Genomic DNA, 20,374 nt, shown 5'->3' with positions numbered 1-20,374 from the left:
GGGTGCCGGGCAGGGCGCCGCCCGTGCGGCAGGGCTCAGCGGTAGTCCGCCGCCGTCCCGTCCTTCCCCCCGAAGACGACCTCCTCGAAGTAGCCGAAGGCGTCCGGCCGGGAGCCGTCGGTGTCCGTGAAGTCGTAGGCCTTGGCCAGCTCGCCGCTGGAGAGCGACCGGCCGCTCCAGCGCTCCTTCGCGGGGTCGGCGGCCAGCGCGGCCAGCGCGCGGGCGATCAGGGCCGGCGACTCCGCGATGGCGAAGTGCGGTTCCTGCGCCACCGCGTCGCGCCAGGTCTCCTCCGTCACCCCGAAGTGGTCCAGCATCTCCTCGGACCGCAGGAATCCGGGGGTGAGCGAGACGACCGTGCCGCCGTATTCCTTGACCTCCTTCGCCAGGCCGAAGGCGATGCGGTGCGGGGCGTTCTTCGTCAGGTCGAAGCAGAGGTTGTCGCGGTAGGTGCGGTTGAAGGCGGCGGTGCCGTCGGTGATCTCGACGAGCAGCGCGCCGGGCCGCCTGATCAGCAGGGGCAGCGCGTAGTGGCTGGTGATGACGTGGCTGTCGATGCCCAGGCGGAACATCCGCAGGCCCTTGTCCAGGTCCGCGTCCCACCACTTGGTGTCGAACTCGATCAGGCGGTCACCGCCCCACAGGCTGTTGACCAGCACATCCAGCCGGCCCTGCTCCCGGTCGATGCGTTCGGTCAGCGCCTTGACCTGCGCCGGCTCCAGATGGTCGGTGGGGACGGCGATCCCGGTGCCGCCCGCTGCCGTCACCAGCTCCGCCGTCTGCTCGATCGTCTCCGTGGCCCGGCCGACCTCGCTGACCCGCTCCCGGGTCGTCCGCCCGGTCACATACACCAGGGCACCGGCCCGGCCCAGCTCCACGGCCATCGCCCGCCCCGCGCCCCGGGTCGCGCCGGCGACCAGCGCCACCCTCCCGGTCAGATCCGCCACTGCCGCCCGGTCGGCCGCTTCCGCGTGTTCCGTCACGTCCACCACTCCTCGCTGTGCCCGGCGCGCCGATCACGCTCGCTGCGCGCCGCCGGCTGTTCGTCATGCGTTGACGACGACACTGACAGCGAAACCCGACACCTTCTGTCCGGATTCAGGGACGGATGTGCGCGGCCCGGGTACGAGGGCTCCTCGCGGGATGCACGCGGCGTCGCTGCCTCACGGCCGGATCGCGCGGACGCTCCCGCCGCCCGGCAGCCGGCCGGTGACCTCGGCCGGTGCCTGCCGGCCGGCCCGTACGGCGAGGGTCGCGTCCCCGGTCGCCGCCCGTACCCCGCCGGTGACCTCGATCCCTTCGACGGCCCGGCTGCCGGCCGCCAGCAGATACCACTTCCCGGATGGGGCCTGCCAGCGCAGCTCACCGACCACCTGGTGGCCGAAGCGGCTGCACGCGGCACCGCCGGCGGCCCGGCCGGCGATCCGCCCGGGGTCGGCGCGGTGCGCGGCCGGCGGCTGGAGCTCCACGGTGACCCGGCCGGGGCCGCTCCAGGTGTCGGCGCGGGTGCAGACCCAGGTCGCGAGGCCGGCGTCCTCGGGGAGACGCTGCTCGGCGAACGCCCAGTTGTTGACGGACCGTACGCCGGTGCCCCGCAGGGCGCGCAGCGAACAGGCCGTACGCGCCCAGCTCAGCAGCGCGGGGGTGCCGGTCGCCTCGCGCGGGGCGCGGGGCGGCTCACCGGCGGACGGCGGCGGCAGGTACGTCAGATGGACCGGCGCGAGGTCACCGAGGTCGGTCAGCAGGAAGGCGTGGTTCTCCACGATCCGTGCCGAGGAGCGCAGTTGGACCACCGGCCACCGCCCGCAGCCGGCGCCCGCGGCGGGCGGGGTCGGCACCCGGTCGGTGACCCCGTCCGGGGCGAGGTGCAGCCCGCGCGCCGGGGCGTCCGGCGCCAGCAGGTCGCGGGTGGTCGTGTCGGAGACCCACGGCGCGACCAGATAGCGCATCCAGCCGTTGCCGCGCCCGATCACCAGTGCGGCGCCGGTCGTCACATCCGTGTCGTCGACCCGGGCGAAGTGCAGCGTCGGGGTGGCCTCCTCGGGCTCGGCGTAGCGCACCAGCCGCTCCCCGTCGTGGAAGACCACCACCATGACGTTGTCGATCAGCCCCGCGTACAGCAGCCGGGGCGGGTGGTCCGGCGGACGGGTGGAGGTGTCGGCGGACGCGGTGATCCGGGCGTCGGCGGGCGGCGCCGCCCAGACCCGCAGTGCCCGCGCCAGCAGCTCCTTGTCGCCGGCCTGCCTGCCGCGGGCGGGCCAGGCGGTGAAGTCGACCCGGGAGGTGTCCGCCCACTGGTCGTTGGGGGTGTGCAGCAGCCGGTCCGGGTCCAGTGCCTGCCGGGCGGCGGCGACCGGCTGCCCGTGGGCGGCGGTGGCGGGCGGCGCCGCGTCACCGCCCGGCAGTCCCGCCACCACGGCGACGAGCGCCAGCACCGCCCCGGCGACGAGCGACACCCGCGTCCGCTGGCGGCGGCGCAGCAGATCCGTCGGGCGGGTCTGCACCGTGCAGGGGTCGAACTCGCCGGAGTTCAGCAGCGCCGCCGCGCCCGCTCCGGTGTCCCGGTCGAGAAGCTCGGCCTCCCGCTGCGCCGCGTCCGCGCCGACCACGCCGGCCTCCTCCAGCACCGCGCGGGCCGTCTCCTCGTCGAGCCCCTCCAGATGCCACAGCCCGACGGCGGCCCGCACCGGCGACCCGACGGCGGACAGCGCCCGGTCCAGGGCGAGTTCATCGGCGCCACCGGCCAGCGGGAAGAGCCGCAGCCCCCAGACGACGGGCACCGAGGGCAGCAGCCGGGTGGGCGGGCGGCCCGAGCGCCCCTCGTACGACAGGGCCAGCCGCAGGGTGCGCAGCCGGACGAGTTCGTAGCTGTCCTCGCCGGAGGGGCCGCGCTGCGCGGGCAGCGCGCCGTCGGGCCGGCGCGGGCCGGTCCACGGCAGCGCCCGCTGTACCAGACCGTGCGCGGTGAGGACCCTGCGGTGGCGGCCCATTGACGGTGGCAGCACGAGGTAGGCGAGCCGGACGAGCCGTGGGTAGTGCTCGACGATGGCCGCCTCTGCCCGTTCGACATCGGCCCGGGTTCGTTCGTCCATGGGCATGGCCTGCAACAGCCCTTCGCGGGAGCGGATCTGCCGTCATTGCATGCCTTCCAACGAGTGAATCTCGGCACGGTCACCACCCTCACCGGGCCGGTCGGCGGCACGGATAACAACCGTGTCGCATCCGGGGTACTCCGCGTGCGGGGCGCCGCGGCAGGGCCGATGCTGGAGCGGTGATGGACGAGACGGAGTTCTGGGAACTCATCGACGGTTCCCGCGAGGCCGCCGAGGGCGACCCCGAGGAGCAGGCCGACGCCCTGGTCGAGCGGCTGCTCGGGCGCGACCCGGACGCCGTCCTGGACTTCGCGCGGCACTTCGAGGCCCGCTACAACCGGGCGTACGCGTGGGAGGTGTGGGCCGCGGCCTCGGTGATGCTGGGCGGGGCGAGCGACGACGCCTTCGACTTCTTCCGCTGCTGGCTGATCGGCCAGGGCCGGGAGGTCTTCGAGGGCGCGCTGCACGATCCGGACCAGCTCGCCGATCTCGTGGACGACTTCGACGAGGCGGTCGACGGCGACGCCGAGGAGCTGGGCTACTCCGCCGACGAGGCGTACGAGCAGCTGACCGGCGCCGTGATGCCGGACCTGGGCCTGGCCCCTCCGCCCCGCGAACCGCTCGGCACCTACGTCGACTTCGACGATGACGACGCGCTGGCGGAACGCTTCCCCGCGCTGTGGGACCGCTTCAAGCCCTGAGGGCCGTCCCGGGGCGGACGCGCGTCCTGGATGCGCCGCCCGGCGGCGCTGCGGGCAGTATGGCCTCATGCGGATCGCGATCACCGGCTCGACCGGTCTCATCGGTACGGAACTCCTGCGGTCCCTGCGGGAGGAGGGCCACGACGTCCTGCGGCTCGTACGGCGGCCGCCGCGGGCCGCGGACGAGGTGCGCTGGGATCCCCGACGCCAGGAGATCGACGCCGCCGGGCTGCGCGGCTGCGAGGCCGTCGTGCACCTCGCGGGCGCGGGCGTCGGCGACCACCGCTGGACCGAGGCCTACAAGCGCGAGATCCGCGACAGCCGGGTGCAGGGCACCGCGACCCTCGCCGCAGCCCTCGCGTCCCTGGACACGCCGCCGCGGGTCTTCGTCTGCGGCAGCGCGATCGGCTACTACGGCGACACCGGCGACCGGCACACGGACGAGAGCGCGCCGGCCGGCGAGGGCTTCCTGCCGGACGTCTGCGTCGACTGGGAGGCGGCGGCCGAGCCGGCGCGGAAGGCCGGCATCCGTACCGTCTTCGCCCGCACCGGCCTGGTCGTGGCGCGTTCCGGCGGTGCCTGGGGGCGGCTCTTCCCGATCTTCCGGCTCGGTCTGGGCGGCCGGCTCGGTGACGGCAGCCAGTACTGGAGCTTCATCTCCCTCCAGGACCACATCGCGGCGCTGCGCCATGTCCTCGACACCGGGAGCCTGACGGGGCCGGTCAATCTGACCGCTCCTGAGCCGGTCACCAACCGCGAGGTGACCGCGGTGATGGGCAAGGTCCTGCACCGGCCGACGCTGTTCCCCGTCCCGGCGGCCGCGCTGCGGATCGCGCTGGGCGAGTTCGCCGGCGACGTGCTGGGCAGCCAGCGGGTGATCCCGCGCCAACTCCTGGACTCCGGCTTCGTGTTCCGCCACCCCCGCATCATGGAGGCGGTACGCGCGGCGGCGTGACTGCTCCGACGCGCCCCCCGGCGCCCCCTGTCGAGCGGAGCGCGGCGCTTTCTAGGGTCCTCGGACACATCACTCGGCATCCCGTGGTGGCGCACCGGGCATGAGTCCGGTGCGCCACCGCTGGGACCGACCTGGGGAGGGCTCGTGCCGCGCACCGCTACGACCGTGGACGTCGTCATCGTGGGGGCCGGTCCGGCCGGTCTCGCCGCCGCCCGACATCTGACCGACGCGGGAGTGTCCGTGACGGTTCTGGAGGCGGCGGCGCGGATCGGCGGCCGGTCCGCCACCGACGACATCGACGGATTCCGGCTGGACCGCGGCGGCCGGCCGCTGGTCCTGACCGCCGCCGAGCTCCGCCGCACGCCGGGCCTGGGCGACCTGACGCTGCGCCCGTTCGCACCCGGCCTCTGTCTGCACAACGGGCAGCGGGCGCAGCGCATCAGCGGGGCGCGGAGCACACGGGGCGCACTCACCGCCGCGCGCGCCCTCTCGCGCGCCGAACGGCGTACGGACCGTTGTGCGGACCTGCGTGCCGACCGGCCCGCGAGCGAGGCCCTGGCGAGCCGGCCGGTCTTCCCGCCACGGGTGCATGACGCGTTCCTGCGGCCGCTGCTCGGGGCGCTGCTGTCCGATCCGCAGCTGCGCGGATCCAGCCGTGGTGCCGCGCAGGCACTGCGGGCCTTCGCCGCGGGCCGGCTGTGTCTGCCGGCCGGCGGCGCCGTTGCCGTTCCCGAACTGCTCGCGGCCGCGCTGCCGCCCGGCACGGTCCGTACCTCGGTGCGGGTCACCTCGGTGTCCACCACCGGCGTGAGCACCGCGGAGCACGGTGAGATCCCCTGCCGGGCGGTGCTGGTGGCGACCGGCGCGCGTGATGCGGCCGAGTTGCTGCCGGGGCTGCGGGTGCCCGCCTTCCATCCGCTGACGGTGCTGCACCACACCGCGGGCACGGCCACCGCCGCGGCCGCCGGAGCCCGCGGGGTGTCGTCCCGCGACGCGGCGCTGGTGCTGCCGGTGGAGGGGCCGGTCGCCTACACCTACGTCGCCGGCACCATCGACCCGTCCCGCACCCCGCCGGGCCGCTCCTTGATCACCACGACGGTGCTCGGCGCGGCGTCGACGCTGCCGCTGTCCGTTCTCGACAAAACGGTCCGGCCGCAGCTCGACCGGATCTACGGCACCCGGACCGACGACTGGCAGCTCCTGACGGTCCATCACGATCCGTACGCGGTGCCCGCGATGACGGCGCCGCACGATCCGGAGCGCCCGGTGCGGGTGCTGGCGGGGCTCTACGTCTGCGGCGACCACCGGGACACCGCCACCTTGCAGGGTTCACTGCACTCGGGCCGCCGGGCGGCCCGCGCGCTCCTCCAGGACTTCGGCCTGCCGGCCCTCGCCGAGCCGGACACGCTGCGTACGGCGGCCTAGGGCCCGGCCGCCGCCCGGCCCCTCGCTCACCCCAGGGCGGCCACCCGGTCCCGGTAGCCGCGCACCGGAGCGGCGTCGCGGTAGGGCTCCAGTCGGCGCTCGAAGTCCCGGACGTATTCGTGGGCACGCACCGACCGCATCTCCGCCGCCTGCGCGGCCGCCTCGGCGCCGAGTGTGCAGGCCGCCTCCAGCTCGCCCAGGCCGAGCCGGGCGGTTGCCAGCACGACCCGGCAGAAGAGCCTGCTGCGGGCGTAGCCGGCCGCCCGCAGCTGGAGGGAGCGCTCCGCGTGCTGGGAGGCGGCGCGGTACTGCTGGAGGTCGCGGTGGCAGTGCGCCAGCTCGTCGGCGAGCTGGGCCTCGTCGAAGAAGAGGGCCCAGTACGGGGTGTCGTCGCCGGGCCGGGCGCTCTCCAGCGCGCGTTCGGCGCGGGCGAGCGCCGCCGTGCAGGCCCGGACCTCGCCCATCAGACCGTGGCCGCGCGCCTCGGCGGCGTGCAGCAGCGCCTGGACCACGGGCGGCGCGCTGCTGCCGACGCCCTGCTGGGCGACGCGCGCCAGCTGGACGGCCTCCCTGCCGTGGTTCAGATAGACGGCCTGCCGGCTCATCGTCACCAGGACATAGGAGCCGTACGCCCGGTCGCCGGCCGCCTGGGCCAGCCGCAGCGCCTGGACGAAGTACCGCTGGGCCAGGCCGTGCGCGGCGATGTCGTACGAGGTCCAGCCCGCGAGCCGGGTCAGGTCGGCGGTGGCCGCGAACAGCCGGCGGCCGGTCGTCTCGCCGTAGGTGCCGCGCAGCAGTGGTTCGGCCTCGTGTTCCAGATAGCGCACCAGCGCCTGCCGGGCGTGGCCGCCGCCGTAGGCGTGGTCCAGGGACCGGAAGAGTTCGCCGACCGAGCGCAGCGCGGCGATGTCGCCGGCGCCGACCCGGGCGCCGTGGGCGCGGTCGAAGCGGTCGGTACGGCGCTGGCGCGGCAGCGGGACACGGCCCTGGAGGGGCACCCGGTCGGTGATGCCGTCGCCGGGCTCGCCATGGGCGACGCGGTCGTCGGCGCGGCCGATGAGCCAGTCCCGGCTGGGCACGACCAGGCCCGCGGGGGTGAAGGCGATCTTGCGCAGCTCGGCGTGGCTGCCGGAGTCCTTGCGCCACAGGCCGCTGACGATGTCCACCGCCTCGCTGGGGGTCGCGGCGAACTCCAGCCCGGCGTACACCGGCGCGCAGGCGTCCAGGCCGAGGTCCTGGGCGGACAGCCGGCGGCCCAGCCGCCGGGTGAACACCTCAGCGATCAGGGCGGGGGTGGTGCCCCTGGGCTGCTGGCCGCGCAGCCAGCGCGTCACGGAGGTCTTGTCGTAGCGCAGGTCGAGGCCGTGCTCGACGCCGAGCTGGTCGACTCGTCTGGCCAACCCTGCGTTGGAGAATCCCGCCTCGGCGATGAGCGCGGCGAGCTGGCGGTTGGGCGTGTGGTGCGGGGGTCGTTCCGTCATCAGCTTTACCGGTCTCCTGCCTTCCGGGCCGGGCCGCCGGGCTCGGCTGACCCTGCTCCGGCGCGCTCATCGCCCTTGTGGAACGGCGTGAATGTAACGGCCTGCGGCACCTTTCTCGGCGCCTGCGCCTCTCGTTCATCCGATCGTGTGAGCAGGGCACACGTGGTACGGAGGGCGGCCGGCGGCGGCCCGCGTCCCGGTTGCGGTCCGGGCCCGGAACCGGCCGCCTTCGGGCACCGCCGGGTGCGGTCGTACAGTTGCCTGGGCGCGAAGTGGCATCAGACGTTGCAGCGAAATGCAACAGAAGTTCGAAGAGGAGCTGCCGTGACTGCGATCTCTCGGGGGGAGACCCCCACACCCGAGGGGCTGCGCTTTGTGCATCTGGGCTTCGGGACCCACGCCGTGGACTACGAAACGGCGTGGCAGGAACAGCGCCGGGTGCACGCCGCCCGGTTCGCCGACGAGGTACCCGACACCTGCCTGCTGCTGGAGCACCCGCCCGTCTACACCGCCGGCCGGCGCACGGCCGATGACGAGCGTCCGCTGGACGGGACCCCGGTCATCGACGTGGACCGCGGCGGGAAGATCACCTGGCACGGGCCGGGCCAGCTGGTCGGCTATCCCATCCAGAAGCTGCCGCGCCCCGTCGACGTCGTCGCCCATGTCCGCCGCCTGGAGGACGCCCTGATCCGCGTCTGCGCCGAGTTCGGCGTCGAGGGCTCCCGGATCGAGGGCCGCAGCGGCGTCTGGGTGCTGGGCGACCCGGTCGAGGAGCGGGCCGCGCTCGGCGGCCTGGACCTGGACTTCGACCCGCGGCTGGCGGACGAACTGTTCGACCCGCGGCTCAACGGTCCCGAGTACGCGCCGTCCAACGCCGGCCAGCGCCGCGAGGACCGCAAGCTCGCCGCGATCGGCATCCGCGTCGCCAAGGGCGTCACGATGCACGGCTTCGCGCTGAACGTGAACCCGGACAACACCTCGTTCGACAAGATCGTGCCGTGCGGCATCCGGGACGCCGGGGTGGCCTCGCTCTCGAACGAGCTGGGCCGCGAGGTCACCATCGCCGAGGTACTGCCCGTCGTGGAGAAACACCTGCGCGACGTCCTGGAGGGCGCCGACCTCCTGCCCCGTGCGGTCTGAGAGGTCCGGCCGTGCTGACGACCGGGCTCCGGAAGGCACGAAACCCTTGGGAATGCTGACCTCGCATACGGGGTTGGCCTGCACGTAAAGACGTGCGAATTATCGGGCGTACCCTGGTGTGCGCCGCAGAATCGAATGCCGCGAGCGCAGAAAGGGGCGCCGACGTGTCCGCTGTCGCACCCGACGGACGCAAGATGCTGCGCCTGGAGGTCCGGAACAGCCAGACCCCCATCGAGCGCAAGCCCGAGTGGATCAAGACCCGGGCGAAGATGGGTCCCGAGTACAACCATCTGCAGAGCCTGGTGAAGAGCGAGGGCCTGCACACGGTCTGCCAGGAGGCGGGCTGTCCCAACATTTACGAATGCTGGGAGGACCGCGAGGCCACCTTCCTCATCGGTGGCGACCAGTGCACCCGTCGCTGCGACTTCTGCCAGATCGACACCGGCAAGCCGCAGGAGCTGGACCGCGACGAGCCCCGCAGGGTCGCCGAGTCGGTCGAGAAGATGGGCCTGAAGTACGCCACGATCACCGGCGTCGCCCGTGACGACCTGGACGACGGCGGTGCCTGGCTCTATGCCGAGACCGTCCGCCAGATCCACGCCGCGATGCCCGAGACCGGCGTCGAGCTGCTGATCCCCGACTTCAACGCGGTCCCCGAGCAGCTCGCCGAGGTCTTCTCCTCGCGCCCCGAGGTGCTCGCGCACAACGTCGAGACGGTGCCGCGGATCTTCAAGCGGATCCGCCCCGGCTTCCGCTACGAGCGGTCGCTGGAGGTCATCACCAAGGCCCGCGAGGCCGGTCTGGTCACCAAGTCGAACCTCATCCTGGGCATGGGCGAGGAGCGCGAGGAGATCAGCCAGGCGCTGCAGGACCTGTACGACGCGGGCTGCGAGCTGATCACGATCACGCAGTACCTGCGCCCCTCCGCGCGGCACCACCCCGTCGAGCGCTGGGTCAAGCCCGCGGAGTTCGTGGAGCTGAAGGAGGAGGCCGACGAGATCGGCTACGCCGGTGTGATGTCCGGTCCGCTGGTCCGCTCCTCCTACCGCGCCGGCCGCCTTTACCAGCAGGCGATCGAGCGCCGCGAGGTGGAAGCGTCCAGTCAGGCGGTCTGAGCCTCCCGGCGCGACGCCATGTGAATCCTGGCACATGCTGAGAGGACGCGGCCCGTACACCCCCAGGCTGGGGACGTGCGGGCCGCGTCAACGTTTCATAGGTGTTTGACCGGCCGGTCATCCGTTGGTAACACCCTTCAGTGACGATGGATGCACGCACCGCTTCCGCTCCAACGCCTCCCGCTCCTCCGACCTCCCCGAGGGAGACCCACACCATGCAGGCCGCGCAGCTTGGCGCCACCGCGCGCCCCACCCCGTCCGTCACCGGTGCACTGCGTGCCGTCGAGGCCGTACTGCTGGGCGGCGGGCAGCGCACCGCCCGCCGTAACGCCTGGACATCGGTCCTTGAGGACCGCCGCCGGGCCAACGACCGACGCGAGGCCCAGTACGTACTGGAGGCCGCGGCGACCCGCCGCCCACAGGCCACGTAAACTTCGCTGTATGGCGAGGAAGGCAAACACAGACGGCGCTGCCGGCGCTGAGAACTCCGGGCGACTCAAGCAGATCGCCCAGACCTACAAGATGACCCGTCGGGTCGACTCCAAAGTCGGTCTTGTCGTCGCTGGCGTAGGCATCGTCGTATTCGGCGTTCTCCTTGCCATCGGCTTCGCGATCGGCCACCCCATCTATGCGGGCATCCTGGGCTTCGTGCTGGCCTTCCTCGCGATGGCGATCGTCTTCGGACGGCGCGCCGAGCGGGCTGCCTTCGGGCAGATGGAAGGCCAGCCCGGTGCGGCGGCAGCCGTGCTGGAGAACGTCGGCCGCGGGTGGACGGTCACCCCTGCCGTGGCGATGAACCGCAGCCAGGACGTGGTGCACCGCGCCGTCGGCAAGGCCGGCATCGTGCTGGTCGGCGAGGGCAACCCGAACCGCCTGCGCGGCCTGCTGGCCGCGGAGAAGAAGCGGATGGCGCGCACCGTCGCCGACGCCCCGGTCCACGACATCATCGTGGGCGACGGCGAGGGCCAGGTGCCGCTGAAGAAGCTGCGTACGACCCTGCTCAAGCTGCCGCGGGTGCTGCCCGGCGCCCAGGTGACGGCGGTCAACGACCGGCTCAAGGCGCTCGGTGACCTGATGAGCAACATGCCGGTGCCGAAGGGTCCGATGCCCAAGGGCATGCGGATGCCGAAGGGCGGCGGCGGCAAGATGCGCTGAGCGGCCGCCCGCCGCTCCTTTCAGCCGACGCCGTCGACCGAAGCCGACCCCGACCGACCACAACGCCCCGGAGCCGAGAGCTCCGGGGCGTTCTGTATGCGAGGGGCGTCGTTCTGCATGCCAGGGGCGTTCTGTATGCGCGGGGTGTTCCGTATGCGATCCGCGGACGGACCGGGCGGGGCAGGGGCCGTCAGATCCGTACCTGGACCGAGCGGGCGAGACGGTCGTGAAGGCCCCGGCCGTCGCGGTCCCAGATGGCGGCCGGGATGACGACGACGAGCAGGAGGGTGCGCGCCAGCACCCGCGGCAGCGAGACGCGGCCGCCGCTCTCGGCGACCACCCGCAGGCCCAGCAGGCGCTTGCCGGGCGTGAACCCGACGGTGCCGACGGTCAGCAGGCTGAGCACGGCGAAGACGGCCAGCGCCCAGTTGCTCGCGGCCGGCATGCTGCCGCCGCTGAGCAGCCCGTAGGCGATGAGCAGGCACAGTGCCCAGTCGATGAAGAGGGCGGCGAGGCGGCGTCCGGGGCGGGCGAGGGAGCCCGGCCCCTCCTCCGGCAGCCCGAGCCGCTGCCCGCGATGGCCGAATTCGACGCCCATGTCCTCGGCTGCCGCGCGGGGCCCGGAGATCCACGATCCGATTGCTTGCCTGTTGTCCACCCGTCCACGGTACTGCGACCGCATACGTTCCCTCCGCGGAGGGTTCGTGAAGGGGCTCGCAGGGGGCGCCCGCGGGCGCACACGGTGGGTGACAGGGACCGCGCGCCGGTTAACCTCGGCGAAACAAATGGGTCATGCTTGGGAAATCACGCCTGCCTAAGGTCGGGCAAGCGCGCCACCGCACATGGACGCGCTCCGAGTAGCAATCCCGCGTCCGCCGACCGGTGACCGGGCTAGGAGGAGTTGGGATGTTCCAGAACGCCGACGAGGTAAAGAAGTACATCGCGGACGAAGACGTCAAGTTCGTCGACGTCCGATTCTGCGACCTGCCCGGTGTGATGCAGCACTTCACGATCCCGGCCAAGGCGTTCGACCCGGATGAGGAACTCGCCTTCGACGGCTCCTCGATCCGCGGCTTCCAGGCGATCCACGAGTCGGACATGTCGCTGCGCGCGGACCTGTCGACGGCCCGGGTGGACCCCTTCCGCCGCGACAAGACCGTCAACATCAACTTCTTCATCCACGACCCGATCACGGGCGAGCAGTACAGCCGCGACCCGCGCAACATCGCCAAGAAGGCCGAGGCCTACCTCGCCTCCACCGGCATCGCGGACACCGCGTTCTTCGGCCCCGAGGCCGAGTTCTACGTCTTCGACTCGGTGCGCTTCGAGACCTCGGCGAACCAGTCCTTCTACCACATCGACTCCGAGGCCGGCGCCTGGAACACCGGCTCCGAGGAGAACAACCGCGGCTACAAGGTCCGGTACAAGGGCGGCTACTTCCCGGCCCCGCCGGTCGACCACTTCGCCGACCTGCGTGCCGAGATCTCCCTGGAGCTGGACGCGGCCGGCCTGCAGGTCGAGCGCCAGCACCACGAGGTCGGCACGGCCGGCCAGGCGGAGATCAACTACAAGTTCAACACGCTGCTCGCCGCGGCCGACGACCTGATGCTGTTCAAGTACATCGTCAAGAACGTCGCCTGGCGCAACGGCAAGACCGCGACCTTCATGCCCAAGCCGATCTTCGGTGACAACGGCTCCGGCATGCACGTCCACCAGTCGCTGTGGTCCGGCGGCAACCCGCTCTTCTACGACGAGCAGGGCTACGCGGGCCTCTCGGACACCGCCCGCTACTACATCGGCGGCATCCTCAAGCACGCCCCGTCGCTGCTGGCCTTCACGAACCCGACGGTGAACTCCTACCACCGCCTGGTCCCCGGCTTCGAGGCCCCGGTCAACATGGTCTACTCGCAGCGCAACCGCTCGGCCGCGATGCGTATCCCGATCACCGGCTCGAACCCGAAGGCCAAGCGCGTCGAGTTCCGCGCCCCCGACCCGTCCTCGAACCCGTACCTGGCGTTCTCCGCCCTGCTCCTCGCAGGCCTGGACGGCGTCAAGAACAAGATCGAGCCGCCGGAGCCGATCGACAAGGACCTCTACGAGCTGGCCCCCGAGGAGCACGCGGGCGTCGCCCAGGTCCCGACCTCCCTCCCGGCGGTCCTCGACGCCCTCGAGGCGGACCACGAGTACCTGCTGGCCGGCGGTGTCTTCACCCCCGACCTGATCGAGACCTGGATCGACTACAAGCGGACGAACGAAATCGCCCCGATCCAGCTGCGGCCGCACCCGCACGAGTTCGAGCTGTACTTCGACCTCTAAAGAGCGGCGCCGGGTGAGCCCGGCAGAGGTCACACCAGTGTGTTGAGGGCGGCTTCCCCGGGTCCGGGGGAGCCGCCCTCGGTGTTTTCCGGTGTGCCGGTGCCGGCTGCGCCGGCCGGTCGGTCGGCGGCGACCGGCCGGCGGCTTGCCGCGTGCGGTGGCGTTTCGAGGCAGACTGACGGTATGCCTGAATTGCCGGAGGTCGAGTCGCTCAGCCGGTTCCTCGCCGAGCATGTTGTGGGGCGGTCCGTGGCGCGTGTGTATCCGGTCGCCTTCCATGCGCTCAAGACCTACGACCCGCCGCTCACGGCGCTGGAGGGCGCGACGTTCGACGGGGTGCGGCGGCACGGGAAGTTCCTCGACCTGGGGGCCGGGGAGGTGCATCTGGTGATGCATCTCGCCAGGGCGGGGTGGGTGCGGTGGAAGGACCGGCTGCCGGAGGCGCCGCCGCGGCCCGGGAAGGGGCCGCTGGCGCTGCGGGTGCGGCTCGCCGAGCCGGACGGGGCCGGGTTCGACGTGACGGAGGCGGGCACCCAGAAGCACCTCGCGGTGTATGTCGTACGGGATCCGCTGGAGGTGCCCGGGGTGGCGCGGCTCGGGCCGGACCCGCTGTCCGAGGACTTCACGGCGGAGGCCTTCGCCGCGTTGCTGAAAGGGGAGCGCCGGCAGATCAAGGGGGTGCTCCGCGACCAGAGTGTGCTTGCCGGGATCGGGAACGCCTATTCGGACGAGATTCTGCACGCGGCCCGGATGTCGCCGTTCAAGCTGGCCGCCACGCTCTCCGAGGAGGATGCGGCCCGGCTGCATGCGGTGATCGGCCGGACGCTCACCGATGCCGTGGAGCGGTCGCGCGGGCTGGCGCTGGGCGATCTCAAGGCGGAGAAGAAGAACGGGCTGCGGGTGCACGGGCGGACCGGCGAGCCGTGTCCGGTCTGCGGGGACACCATTCGCGAGGTGTCGTTCAGCGACTCGTCGCTCCAGTACTGCCCGACCTGCCAGACCGGGGGCAAGCCGCTCGCCGACCGGCGGATGTCCCGGCTGTTGAAGTAGGTGAAGAAGGTGAAGTAGGTGGAGTAGGTGGAGTAGGTGGAGTAGGTGGAGTAGGTGGAGTAGGTGGAGTAGGTGGAGTAGAGCCGCCGGAGCGGGAGCTGCCACCCCGGGCGGTACCGGGGTGGCGGCTCGGCGCGTACGCCGGGGCGTGGGTCAGGTCGCGGGCTGCCCTGAGGCCAGCAGTTCCCGGAGTTCGGCGACCGCTTCGCGGAGCCGGTCGGCGAAGGTGTGCATCGCGTCGGCGACCGGCTCGGGCGTGCTCAGGTAGAGGTGGAAGCGGTCGGGCAGCAGGACGTAGGCGACGCCGATGCAGCGGCTGCTGGTCGAACCGAAGCCGAAGTACTGGATGTGGGCGGACGGCGCCGAGCTGGTGCTCAGGTAGTCGTCGCGCATGGTCAGCCAGCCGGGGGTGCGGTACAGCGCGGGCTGTTCGGTCACGCCCAGTTCCGCGCCGCGCCGCCGCTGGATCAGCTCCAGCTCCCACAGGTGCTGCTCGGGCGCCTGCCCTGCCTGGCATTCCTTGGCGCGCGCCACATGCTGTGCGGCGGCGGCCCGGACTGCGGCCCGGCGGGTGTCCGGGGTGGCCGCCGGGTCCTCCATGGCGGCCACGAACGCCTGGATCCCGGGGGTGACCACCCGCATCGCCTCGGTGCGGCCGCGCCGCCACTGCCGGGTGGCGATCGATTCGTACGTGGCGCCCAGGTGGCCCTTGGCGCGCTGGTGGGCGAGCTGGTAGGCGAGCTGCACGAACGCGTCGGGCGAGATGCCGAGGGCCTTGGCGGTGTTGCCGCCGAAGTCGTCGAAGGCGACGGTGCGGGTGGCGGTGTCCCGCCCGTAGGCGGCGAACGCGTCGGCGGCGGCGCGCACGTGACCGGTGAGGGCGTCGTTCAGCTCGAAGCGCAGCGGCTCGGGCTCCGGTGCGCCCTGGGAGCGGGCGCCGGACAGGCGGGACTGCTCCTCGGCGGGGGCGCTCAGCAGCGCGTCGACGAAGCTGAGGATGGTGGTCCCGTCCAGCTCGCAGTGTTCGACGTTGATGCCGGCCCGGCCGTCGGCGAAGACGATCAGGGACACGGCCTTGTCGAACCAGCGGTTGCCGCCGTCGCCGTACAGCAGGTGGTCGCAGGCCTCCTGGGTGCCCGCGGGGGCGAAGTCCTCCAGGCAGACGCAGAACAGCGCGGTCTCGATGTCGTCGACGGCGGCGGCGTTGCCGGGGTGGCCGATGAGCTCGGCCCGGGTGGCCGCCCATTCGGCGCGGGCCATGGTGGTGAGGTGGCCCACCGAGGTGCCCGGGGCGGCCGGTTCGGCGCCGGCTTTCAGGACGGCGCGCAGTCCGTCCTGGAGGTCACCGAGGCTGTGCGGGACGCCGTCGGGGCCGAGGACGTCCAATCGGAACATGGCGCCCCGGAAGAACACCACGATGTGCCGTGCGTCGGACGGGCCGGGCCAGGCGTCGCTGTACGGGCTGCGGACGGTGTCCTGTTCGGCGCCGGGGATCCTGGTGGTGGAGAAGAGGAACTTGTTCTGCACCATCGACTGCGGCCGGCCGCGCTGCACCAGCGGCGGCATGCTCTCCTCGTCGAGCTTGCCCTTGTGGTGGAGAGCCCCGGCGATGAGGCCGGCCGCCCGCTCGATCTGCGGCTGCGGCCCGTCCGGGACGGTGTCCTGGAAGAGGAAGAAGAAGTTGGCGTTGAGCGCGATCCGGTCGCGGCGGCCCAGGTAGCGGTACGGCCAGAAGGTGTCGAGCCAGCTTTGCACGCCGTCCGTGGCGTCGTATCCGGCCAGCGCCGCCTGGAGGATCGGGCCGGGGCCGTCGGGCTGCTGGAAGGCGGCCACCTCCGCCTCGGTCGCCGCCCGCTGCTCGGGCGTCAGCAGGGGCGCGGACCAGGCGAGGAACCGCTCGCAGCTCTCCTGGAGCGAGGGCAGCGGCACGCGCGGCAGGCTGTCCTCCAGGGAGAAGGTCGTGGCGGCGGCCGCTGTTTCCTGACTGGTGGTCACTTGGCTTCTCGATTCAGGGGTTGGGGCCTGTGATGCACGGGAGAAGGGACGGTTCGGGGCCTGTCCTCAGTCCAGCAGACGGTCGCCCCGGACGGCGCGGCCCTCGGCCGCGGTGTGTTCGGGCAGGACCCGGCCGAAGAGCTGCCGGGTGCGGGCCACGCTGCCGATGACGCCGGGGCGCTCGCTGTAGGCGAAGATCGCGGAGTGCCGTGGGTGGTCGCCGCCGACGGGGCTCACGCGGTGCAGGGCGTAGCGGCCCTTGAACAGCTGGACGTCGCCGGAGCGCAGGGGCAGCCGCCGGACCAGCCGCTCGCCCCGGCCGTCCAGGACGTCACGGACGTCGTCGAAGCGTTCGTCGTGCGCGGACCGGATGTGGGGGCAGAACTCGAAGATGCCGCCGGTCTGCGCCTGCCGGGTGAGCATGCTGACGGTGAACTCGTTGGTGTCGAAGTGCCATGGATGCTCCATGCCCGGTTCGACGACGTTGAGCACCAGCCCGGAGAGTGGATCGGCCAGCTCGTGCAGCTGCGGCAGTCCGAAGCAGCGGGCGATGAAGGCCTGGAAGACCTGGTGGGAGTAGAGCCGGCTGATGAGGGAGGCGGCGGGGATGCGGTCCCGGGCGACGAAGGCGTTGCCCCGCTGGAAGGTCCGGTGGCCCGGGTGGTCGGCGGGCAGCGACGGGTCGGGCGCGGTGTTGTAGACGTTGACGGTTTCGACGTCGAAGTGGGCGCGGGGGGCGAGGGCCGAGCATTCTTGCTCCAGGTCGTCGCGGAGCGCCGGGCGGATGAAGGCCGGCAGTACGGTGCAGCCGGAGGCCAGCAGCTCGCGCCGGGCGCGGGACACCACGGCCCGCCCCTCGGCGCTCTCCGGTTCCGACAGCGGGTACCGGGCCGTGTCGATCACCTGGTCCAGCGCGATCGCTTCCACAGTGCTCAATTCGATCCTCTCCACGTGCGGGCAGACCGCCCCGGGGGTCCTTGGTTCCGGGCAACTCTACTGAGAAGTAACAGAGTTGAAGTTCCCATAGGGGCGATCGATTGTCTGTGACACGTCACACTGCGCAGGCCCCTCGGGAGTCCGTACGCCACCCGCCCCTCACGTCGCCTGGGTCACTCTTTTATGCAACTTGTTGCACAAGCTGCTCCGTGTGCCTTAGAACATCCCTGACGACCGCTGTGCAAGGAGGCGCACGATGAGCCAGTACCCGCACCTGATGAGCCCCCTCGACCTGGGCTTCACCACGCTGCCCAACCGCGTGCTGATGGGATCCATGCACGTCGGGCTGGAGGAGGCGCCCCGCGGGTTCGAGCGGATGGCGGAGTTCTACGCGACCCGCGCCCGCGGCGGCGTGGGCCTCATGGTCACCGGCGGGATCGCGCCCAACGAGGCCGGACGCCCCTGGGAGGCGGGCGCGGCCCTCACCACCGAGGCCGAGGCCGCACAGCACCGGATCGTGACCGACGCCGTGCACCGCGAGGGCAGCCGGATCGCGATGCAGATCCTGCACTTCGGGCGGTACGCGCACCACGCCGGGCTGGTCGCGCCCAGCGCCCTCCAGGCGCCCATCAGCCGGCACACCCCGCACGCCCTGACGGACGACGAGGTCGAGCAGACCGTCGAGGACTTCGTACGGGCGGCGGCGCTGGCGCAGAGCGCGGGCTACGACGGCGTCGAGATCATGGGGTCCGAGGGCTATCTGATCAACGAGTTCATCGTGTCGGCGACCAACCGGCGCGAGGACCGCTGGGGCGGGTCGTACGAGAACCGGATGCGCTTCCCGGTCGAGATCGTCCGCCGGGTGCGGGAGCGGGTCGGCGAGGACTTCATCCTCATCTACCGGCTGTCGATGCTCGACCTGGTCCCCGGCGGTTCCTCACTGGACGAGGTGATCACGCTCGCCCGTGCGGTCGAGGCGGCCGGCGCGACCATCATCAACACCGGCATCGGCTGGCACGAGGCCCGGATCCCGACCATCGCCACCTCGGTGCCGCGCGGCGCGTGGGCCTGGGTGACGAAGCAGGTCATGGGCGCGGTCTCGGTGCCGCTGGTGACCAGCAACCGCATCAACACCCCCGAGGTGGCCGAGCAGTTGCTCGCCGACGGCCATGCGGACCTGATCTCGATGGCCCGGCCGCTGCTCGCCGACCCCGACTTCGTCGTCAAGGCGCAGGAGGGCCGGGCCGACGCCATCAACACCTGCATCGGCTGCAACCAGGCCTGCCTGGACCACACCTTCAGCGGGAAGATCACGTCCTGCCTGGTCAACCCGCGGGCGTGCCACGAGACGGAGCTGGTCCTCGCCCCGACGCGGCGCCAAAAGCGGATCGGCGTGGTCGGCGCGGGCCCCGCGGGGCTGGCCTGCGCGGTGGCGGCCGCCGAACGCGGCCACGAGGTCACCCTCTTCGACGCCGCGGACCGGATCGGCGGCCAGCTGAACATCGCCCGCAAGGTGCCCGGCAAGGAGGAGTTCGACGAGACGCTGCGCTACTTCCGGCAGCAGCTGGAGCAGTGGAAGATCGACGTCCGGCTGGGCGAGGCCGTGACCGCCGAGACCCTCGCCGCGCACGGCTTCGACGAGACGGTGCTGGCCACCGGCGTGACACCGCGCGATCCGGGGATCCCCGGCAGCGACCACCCCAGCGTCGTCAGCTATCTGGACGTGCTGCGGGACGGGGCACACGTCGGCGAGCGGGTGGCGGTCATCGGCGCCGGTGGCATCGGATTCGACGTGGCGGAGTTCCTGACCGACGGCGGGAGCGGCACCGGCCAGGACCCGGCGGAATTCTTCCGGCAGTGGGGCGTGGACACCGGCTACGGCACACCGGGCGGCCTCGCCGCACCCCGCAGGCCCGCGCCGCCGCGCGCCGTCCACCTGCTCCAGCGCAAGGCCAGCAAGGTGGGCGCGGGGCTGGGCAAGACGACCGGCTGGATCCACCGGACGGAGCTGCGGCACCGCGGCGTGACCATGGTCGCCGGCGCCGAGTACCACCTGATCGACGACGCGGGGCTGCACCTGAGTGTCGACGGCGAGCGGCGCGTCATCGAGGTCGACACGGTGGTGCTCTGCGCCGGACAGGAGCCCCGCCGGGAGCTGTACGACACGCTGTGCGCGGCAGGGCTCGCCGTCCATCTGATCGGCGGCGCGGATGTCGCGGCGGAGCTGGACGCCAAGCGCGCCATCGCGCAGGGCACCGAGCTGGCGGCTGCCCTGTGACCGGCCCCGGCGCCCCGGATCCCGCGCCGCCGCGGCTCCCCCGCGCTGCCTAGGATTCCCCCATGTCACTCCCGCACGCGATCCTCACCGCCCTGCTCGAAAAACCCTCGTCGGGGCTGGAGCTGACCCGCAGGTTCGACCGGTCCATCGGCTACTTCTGGTCGGCCACGCATCAGCAGATCTATCGCGAGCTGGGGAAGCTGGAGCTGGCCGGATTCATCCGGGCGCTGCCCTCGGCGCAGCCCTCGCGCGGGCAGAAGAAGGACTTCGAGGTGCTGCCCGCGGGCCGGGCCGAGCTGACGCAGTGGGCGTCCCAGGCTCAGGACCCCAAGCCGATGCGGGATGCGCTGCTGCTGCGGATGCGCGCGGCCGCAGTGGTCGGGAGCACCGGGCTGGACGACGAGCTGCGCCGCCATCTCGCCCTGCACCAGCGGCAGTTGGACGAGTACGCCGAGATCGAGCAGCGCGATTTCGGCGCCCCGGCCACCTCCGACGACCGGTTGCGGCGGCTCGTCCTGCGGGCCGGGATCAGCCTGGAGACGTTCTGGGTGGAGTGGCTCACCGAGGCGCTCGACGAGGTGGCGGGCATGGCGGCGGAGGCGGGAGACGGGGCGGACCCCGGGGGCGGTACGCGGTAAGGCGCCGCGCGGCGGCGAGAACGGCGGCGGGCGGGGGGGGGGGGGGCCCCGGGCCGGCCGCCGCCGCCGCCCCCGGGCCCCGGCCACGGTGGGTGGT

At 72.5% G+C, this 20,374-nt stretch carries 17 protein-coding genes; 11 read left to right on the top strand and 6 right to left on the bottom strand.

All coding sequences use genetic code 11. From position 1 onward, the window contains the following. Positions 1–35: 35 nt before the first annotated feature. Positions 36–983, bottom strand: a complete 948-nt coding sequence (locus ACIRQ7_RS15375; RefSeq protein ID WP_404262774.1) for an SDR family oxidoreductase — start codon at positions 981–983, stop codon at positions 36–38. A gap of 180 nt (positions 984–1,163) precedes the next feature. Further along, positions 1,164–3,092: a hypothetical protein gene (locus ACIRQ7_RS15370; RefSeq protein ID WP_404262773.1), complete on the bottom strand. Its 1,929-nt coding sequence runs from the start codon at positions 3,090–3,092 to the stop codon at positions 1,164–1,166. 182 nt (positions 3,093–3,274) lie between these two features. On the opposite strand from ACIRQ7_RS15370, the gene ACIRQ7_RS15365 reads away from it, so the two are divergent. From ACIRQ7_RS15365 to ACIRQ7_RS15355, 3 genes are all read left to right on the top strand, one after another. Next, positions 3,275–3,793 carry a DUF4240 domain-containing protein gene (locus tag ACIRQ7_RS15365; RefSeq protein WP_401476169.1) on the top strand — a complete coding sequence of 173 codons (519 nt, stop codon included), beginning with the start codon at positions 3,275–3,277 and terminating at the stop codon, positions 3,791–3,793. Positions 3,794–3,860: 67 nt separating this feature from the next. Further along, positions 3,861–4,748: a TIGR01777 family oxidoreductase gene (locus ACIRQ7_RS15360; protein ID WP_404262772.1), complete on the top strand. Its 888-nt coding sequence runs from the start codon at positions 3,861–3,863 to the stop codon at positions 4,746–4,748. 144 nt (positions 4,749–4,892) lie between these two features. Continuing rightward, positions 4,893–6,173, top strand: a complete 1,281-nt coding sequence (locus ACIRQ7_RS15355) for an FAD-dependent oxidoreductase (RefSeq protein WP_404262771.1) — start codon at positions 4,893–4,895, stop codon at positions 6,171–6,173. Between the two features lie 26 nt (positions 6,174–6,199). On the opposite strand, the gene ACIRQ7_RS15350 is transcribed toward ACIRQ7_RS15355, so the two are convergent. Continuing rightward, positions 6,200–7,654: a regulator gene (locus ACIRQ7_RS15350; RefSeq protein WP_404262769.1), complete on the bottom strand. Its 1,455-nt coding sequence runs from the start codon at positions 7,652–7,654 to the stop codon at positions 6,200–6,202. Positions 7,655–7,978: 324 nt separating this feature from the next. Between ACIRQ7_RS15350 and lipB the strand changes: the two genes are divergently transcribed. From lipB to ACIRQ7_RS15330, 4 genes are all read left to right on the top strand, one after another. Beyond that, a complete protein-coding gene (gene lipB, locus ACIRQ7_RS15345; RefSeq protein ID WP_401476181.1) occupies positions 7,979–8,794 on the top strand; it encodes a lipoyl(octanoyl) transferase LipB in 816 nt (271 codons plus the stop codon). 164 nt (positions 8,795–8,958) lie between these two features. Then, on the top strand, positions 8,959–9,909 hold the full coding sequence (gene lipA / locus ACIRQ7_RS15340; protein ID WP_401476184.1) for a lipoyl synthase: 951 nt from the start codon (positions 8,959–8,961) through the stop codon (positions 9,907–9,909). A gap of 215 nt (positions 9,910–10,124) precedes the next feature. Next, on the top strand, positions 10,125–10,340 hold the full coding sequence (locus tag ACIRQ7_RS15335) for a hypothetical protein (protein ID WP_401476187.1): 216 nt from the start codon (positions 10,125–10,127) through the stop codon (positions 10,338–10,340). Positions 10,341–10,350: 10 nt separating this feature from the next. After that, positions 10,351–11,064 (top strand): DUF4191 domain-containing protein, encoded by a 714-nt coding sequence (locus tag ACIRQ7_RS15330; protein WP_404262768.1) that lies wholly within the window; start codon positions 10,351–10,353, stop codon positions 11,062–11,064. A gap of 190 nt (positions 11,065–11,254) precedes the next feature. Here the strand turns inward: ACIRQ7_RS15330 and ACIRQ7_RS15325 are convergent, their stop codons facing one another. Continuing rightward, positions 11,255–11,722, bottom strand: coding sequence for an RDD family protein (locus ACIRQ7_RS15325; protein ID WP_404262766.1), 468 nt, complete (start codon positions 11,720–11,722; stop codon positions 11,255–11,257). A 248-nt stretch (positions 11,723–11,970) separates the two neighbouring features. Between ACIRQ7_RS15325 and glnA the strand changes: the two genes are divergently transcribed. Together glnA and ACIRQ7_RS15315 are read left to right on the top strand one after the other, a co-directional pair. Continuing rightward, positions 11,971–13,380, top strand: coding sequence for a type I glutamate--ammonia ligase (gene glnA / locus ACIRQ7_RS15320; RefSeq protein ID WP_404262764.1), 1,410 nt, complete (start codon positions 11,971–11,973; stop codon positions 13,378–13,380). 183 nt (positions 13,381–13,563) lie between these two features. Further along, positions 13,564–14,430 carry an Fpg/Nei family DNA glycosylase gene (locus tag ACIRQ7_RS15315; protein ID WP_404262763.1) on the top strand — a complete coding sequence of 289 codons (867 nt, stop codon included), beginning with the start codon at positions 13,564–13,566 and terminating at the stop codon, positions 14,428–14,430. A gap of 153 nt (positions 14,431–14,583) precedes the next feature. Here ACIRQ7_RS15315 and ACIRQ7_RS15310 read toward each other — a convergent pair whose 3' ends face one another. After that, the gene (locus ACIRQ7_RS15310; RefSeq protein WP_404262762.1) at positions 14,584–16,425 is read right to left on the bottom strand and encodes a choline/carnitine O-acyltransferase; all 1,842 of its coding nucleotides are present in this window, start codon (positions 16,423–16,425) and stop codon (positions 14,584–14,586) included. 66 nt (positions 16,426–16,491) lie between these two features. Next, positions 16,492–17,361 carry an arpA protein gene (locus ACIRQ7_RS15305; RefSeq protein ID WP_404262760.1) on the bottom strand — a complete coding sequence of 290 codons (870 nt, stop codon included), beginning with the start codon at positions 17,359–17,361 and terminating at the stop codon, positions 16,492–16,494. 256 nt (positions 17,362–17,617) lie between these two features. Between ACIRQ7_RS15305 and ACIRQ7_RS15300 the strand changes: the two genes are divergently transcribed. Both ACIRQ7_RS15300 and ACIRQ7_RS15295 read left to right on the top strand, forming a co-directional pair. Then, a complete protein-coding gene (locus ACIRQ7_RS15300; RefSeq protein WP_404262759.1) occupies positions 17,618–19,639 on the top strand; it encodes an FAD-dependent oxidoreductase in 2,022 nt (673 codons plus the stop codon). A 62-nt stretch (positions 19,640–19,701) separates the two neighbouring features. Continuing rightward, the gene (locus ACIRQ7_RS15295; protein WP_404262757.1) at positions 19,702–20,277 is read left to right on the top strand and encodes a PadR family transcriptional regulator; all 576 of its coding nucleotides are present in this window, start codon (positions 19,702–19,704) and stop codon (positions 20,275–20,277) included. The last annotated feature ends 97 nt before the right edge of the window (positions 20,278–20,374 follow it).

Source organism: Streptomyces sp. NPDC101393, assembly GCF_044767385.1.
In the GTDB taxonomy this organism is placed as follows: Bacteria; Actinomycetota; Actinomycetes; order Streptomycetales; family Streptomycetaceae; genus Streptomyces.
The sequence above is the reverse complement of the archived record's forward strand: the minus strand, read 5'-3'. Positions and strand labels throughout refer to the sequence as shown.

Bases quoted from the DNA above. Each gene is read 5' to 3' on its own strand.
- ACIRQ7_RS15370 (WP_404262773.1), bottom strand. From the start codon at position 3,092: ATGGACGAACGAACCCGGGCCGATGTCGAACGGGCAGAGGCGGCCATC.
- ACIRQ7_RS15365 (WP_401476169.1), top strand. From the start codon at position 3,275: ATGGACGAGACGGAGTTCTGGGAACTCATCGACGGTTCCCGCGAGGCC.
- ACIRQ7_RS15360 (WP_404262772.1), top strand. From the start codon at position 3,861: ATGCGGATCGCGATCACCGGCTCGACCGGTCTCATCGGTACGGAACTC.
- ACIRQ7_RS15350 (WP_404262769.1), bottom strand. From the start codon at position 7,654: ATGACGGAACGACCCCCGCACCACACGCCCAACCGCCAGCTCGCCGCG.
- ACIRQ7_RS15335 (WP_401476187.1), top strand. From the start codon at position 10,125: ATGCAGGCCGCGCAGCTTGGCGCCACCGCGCGCCCCACCCCGTCCGTC.
- ACIRQ7_RS15330 (WP_404262768.1), top strand. From the start codon at position 10,351: ATGGCGAGGAAGGCAAACACAGACGGCGCTGCCGGCGCTGAGAACTCC.
- glnA (WP_404262764.1), top strand. From the start codon at position 11,971: ATGTTCCAGAACGCCGACGAGGTAAAGAAGTACATCGCGGACGAAGAC.
- ACIRQ7_RS15315 (WP_404262763.1), top strand. From the start codon at position 13,564: ATGCCTGAATTGCCGGAGGTCGAGTCGCTCAGCCGGTTCCTCGCCGAG.
- ACIRQ7_RS15300 (WP_404262759.1), top strand. From the start codon at position 17,618: ATGAGCCAGTACCCGCACCTGATGAGCCCCCTCGACCTGGGCTTCACC.
- ACIRQ7_RS15295 (WP_404262757.1), top strand. From the start codon at position 19,702: ATGTCACTCCCGCACGCGATCCTCACCGCCCTGCTCGAAAAACCCTCG.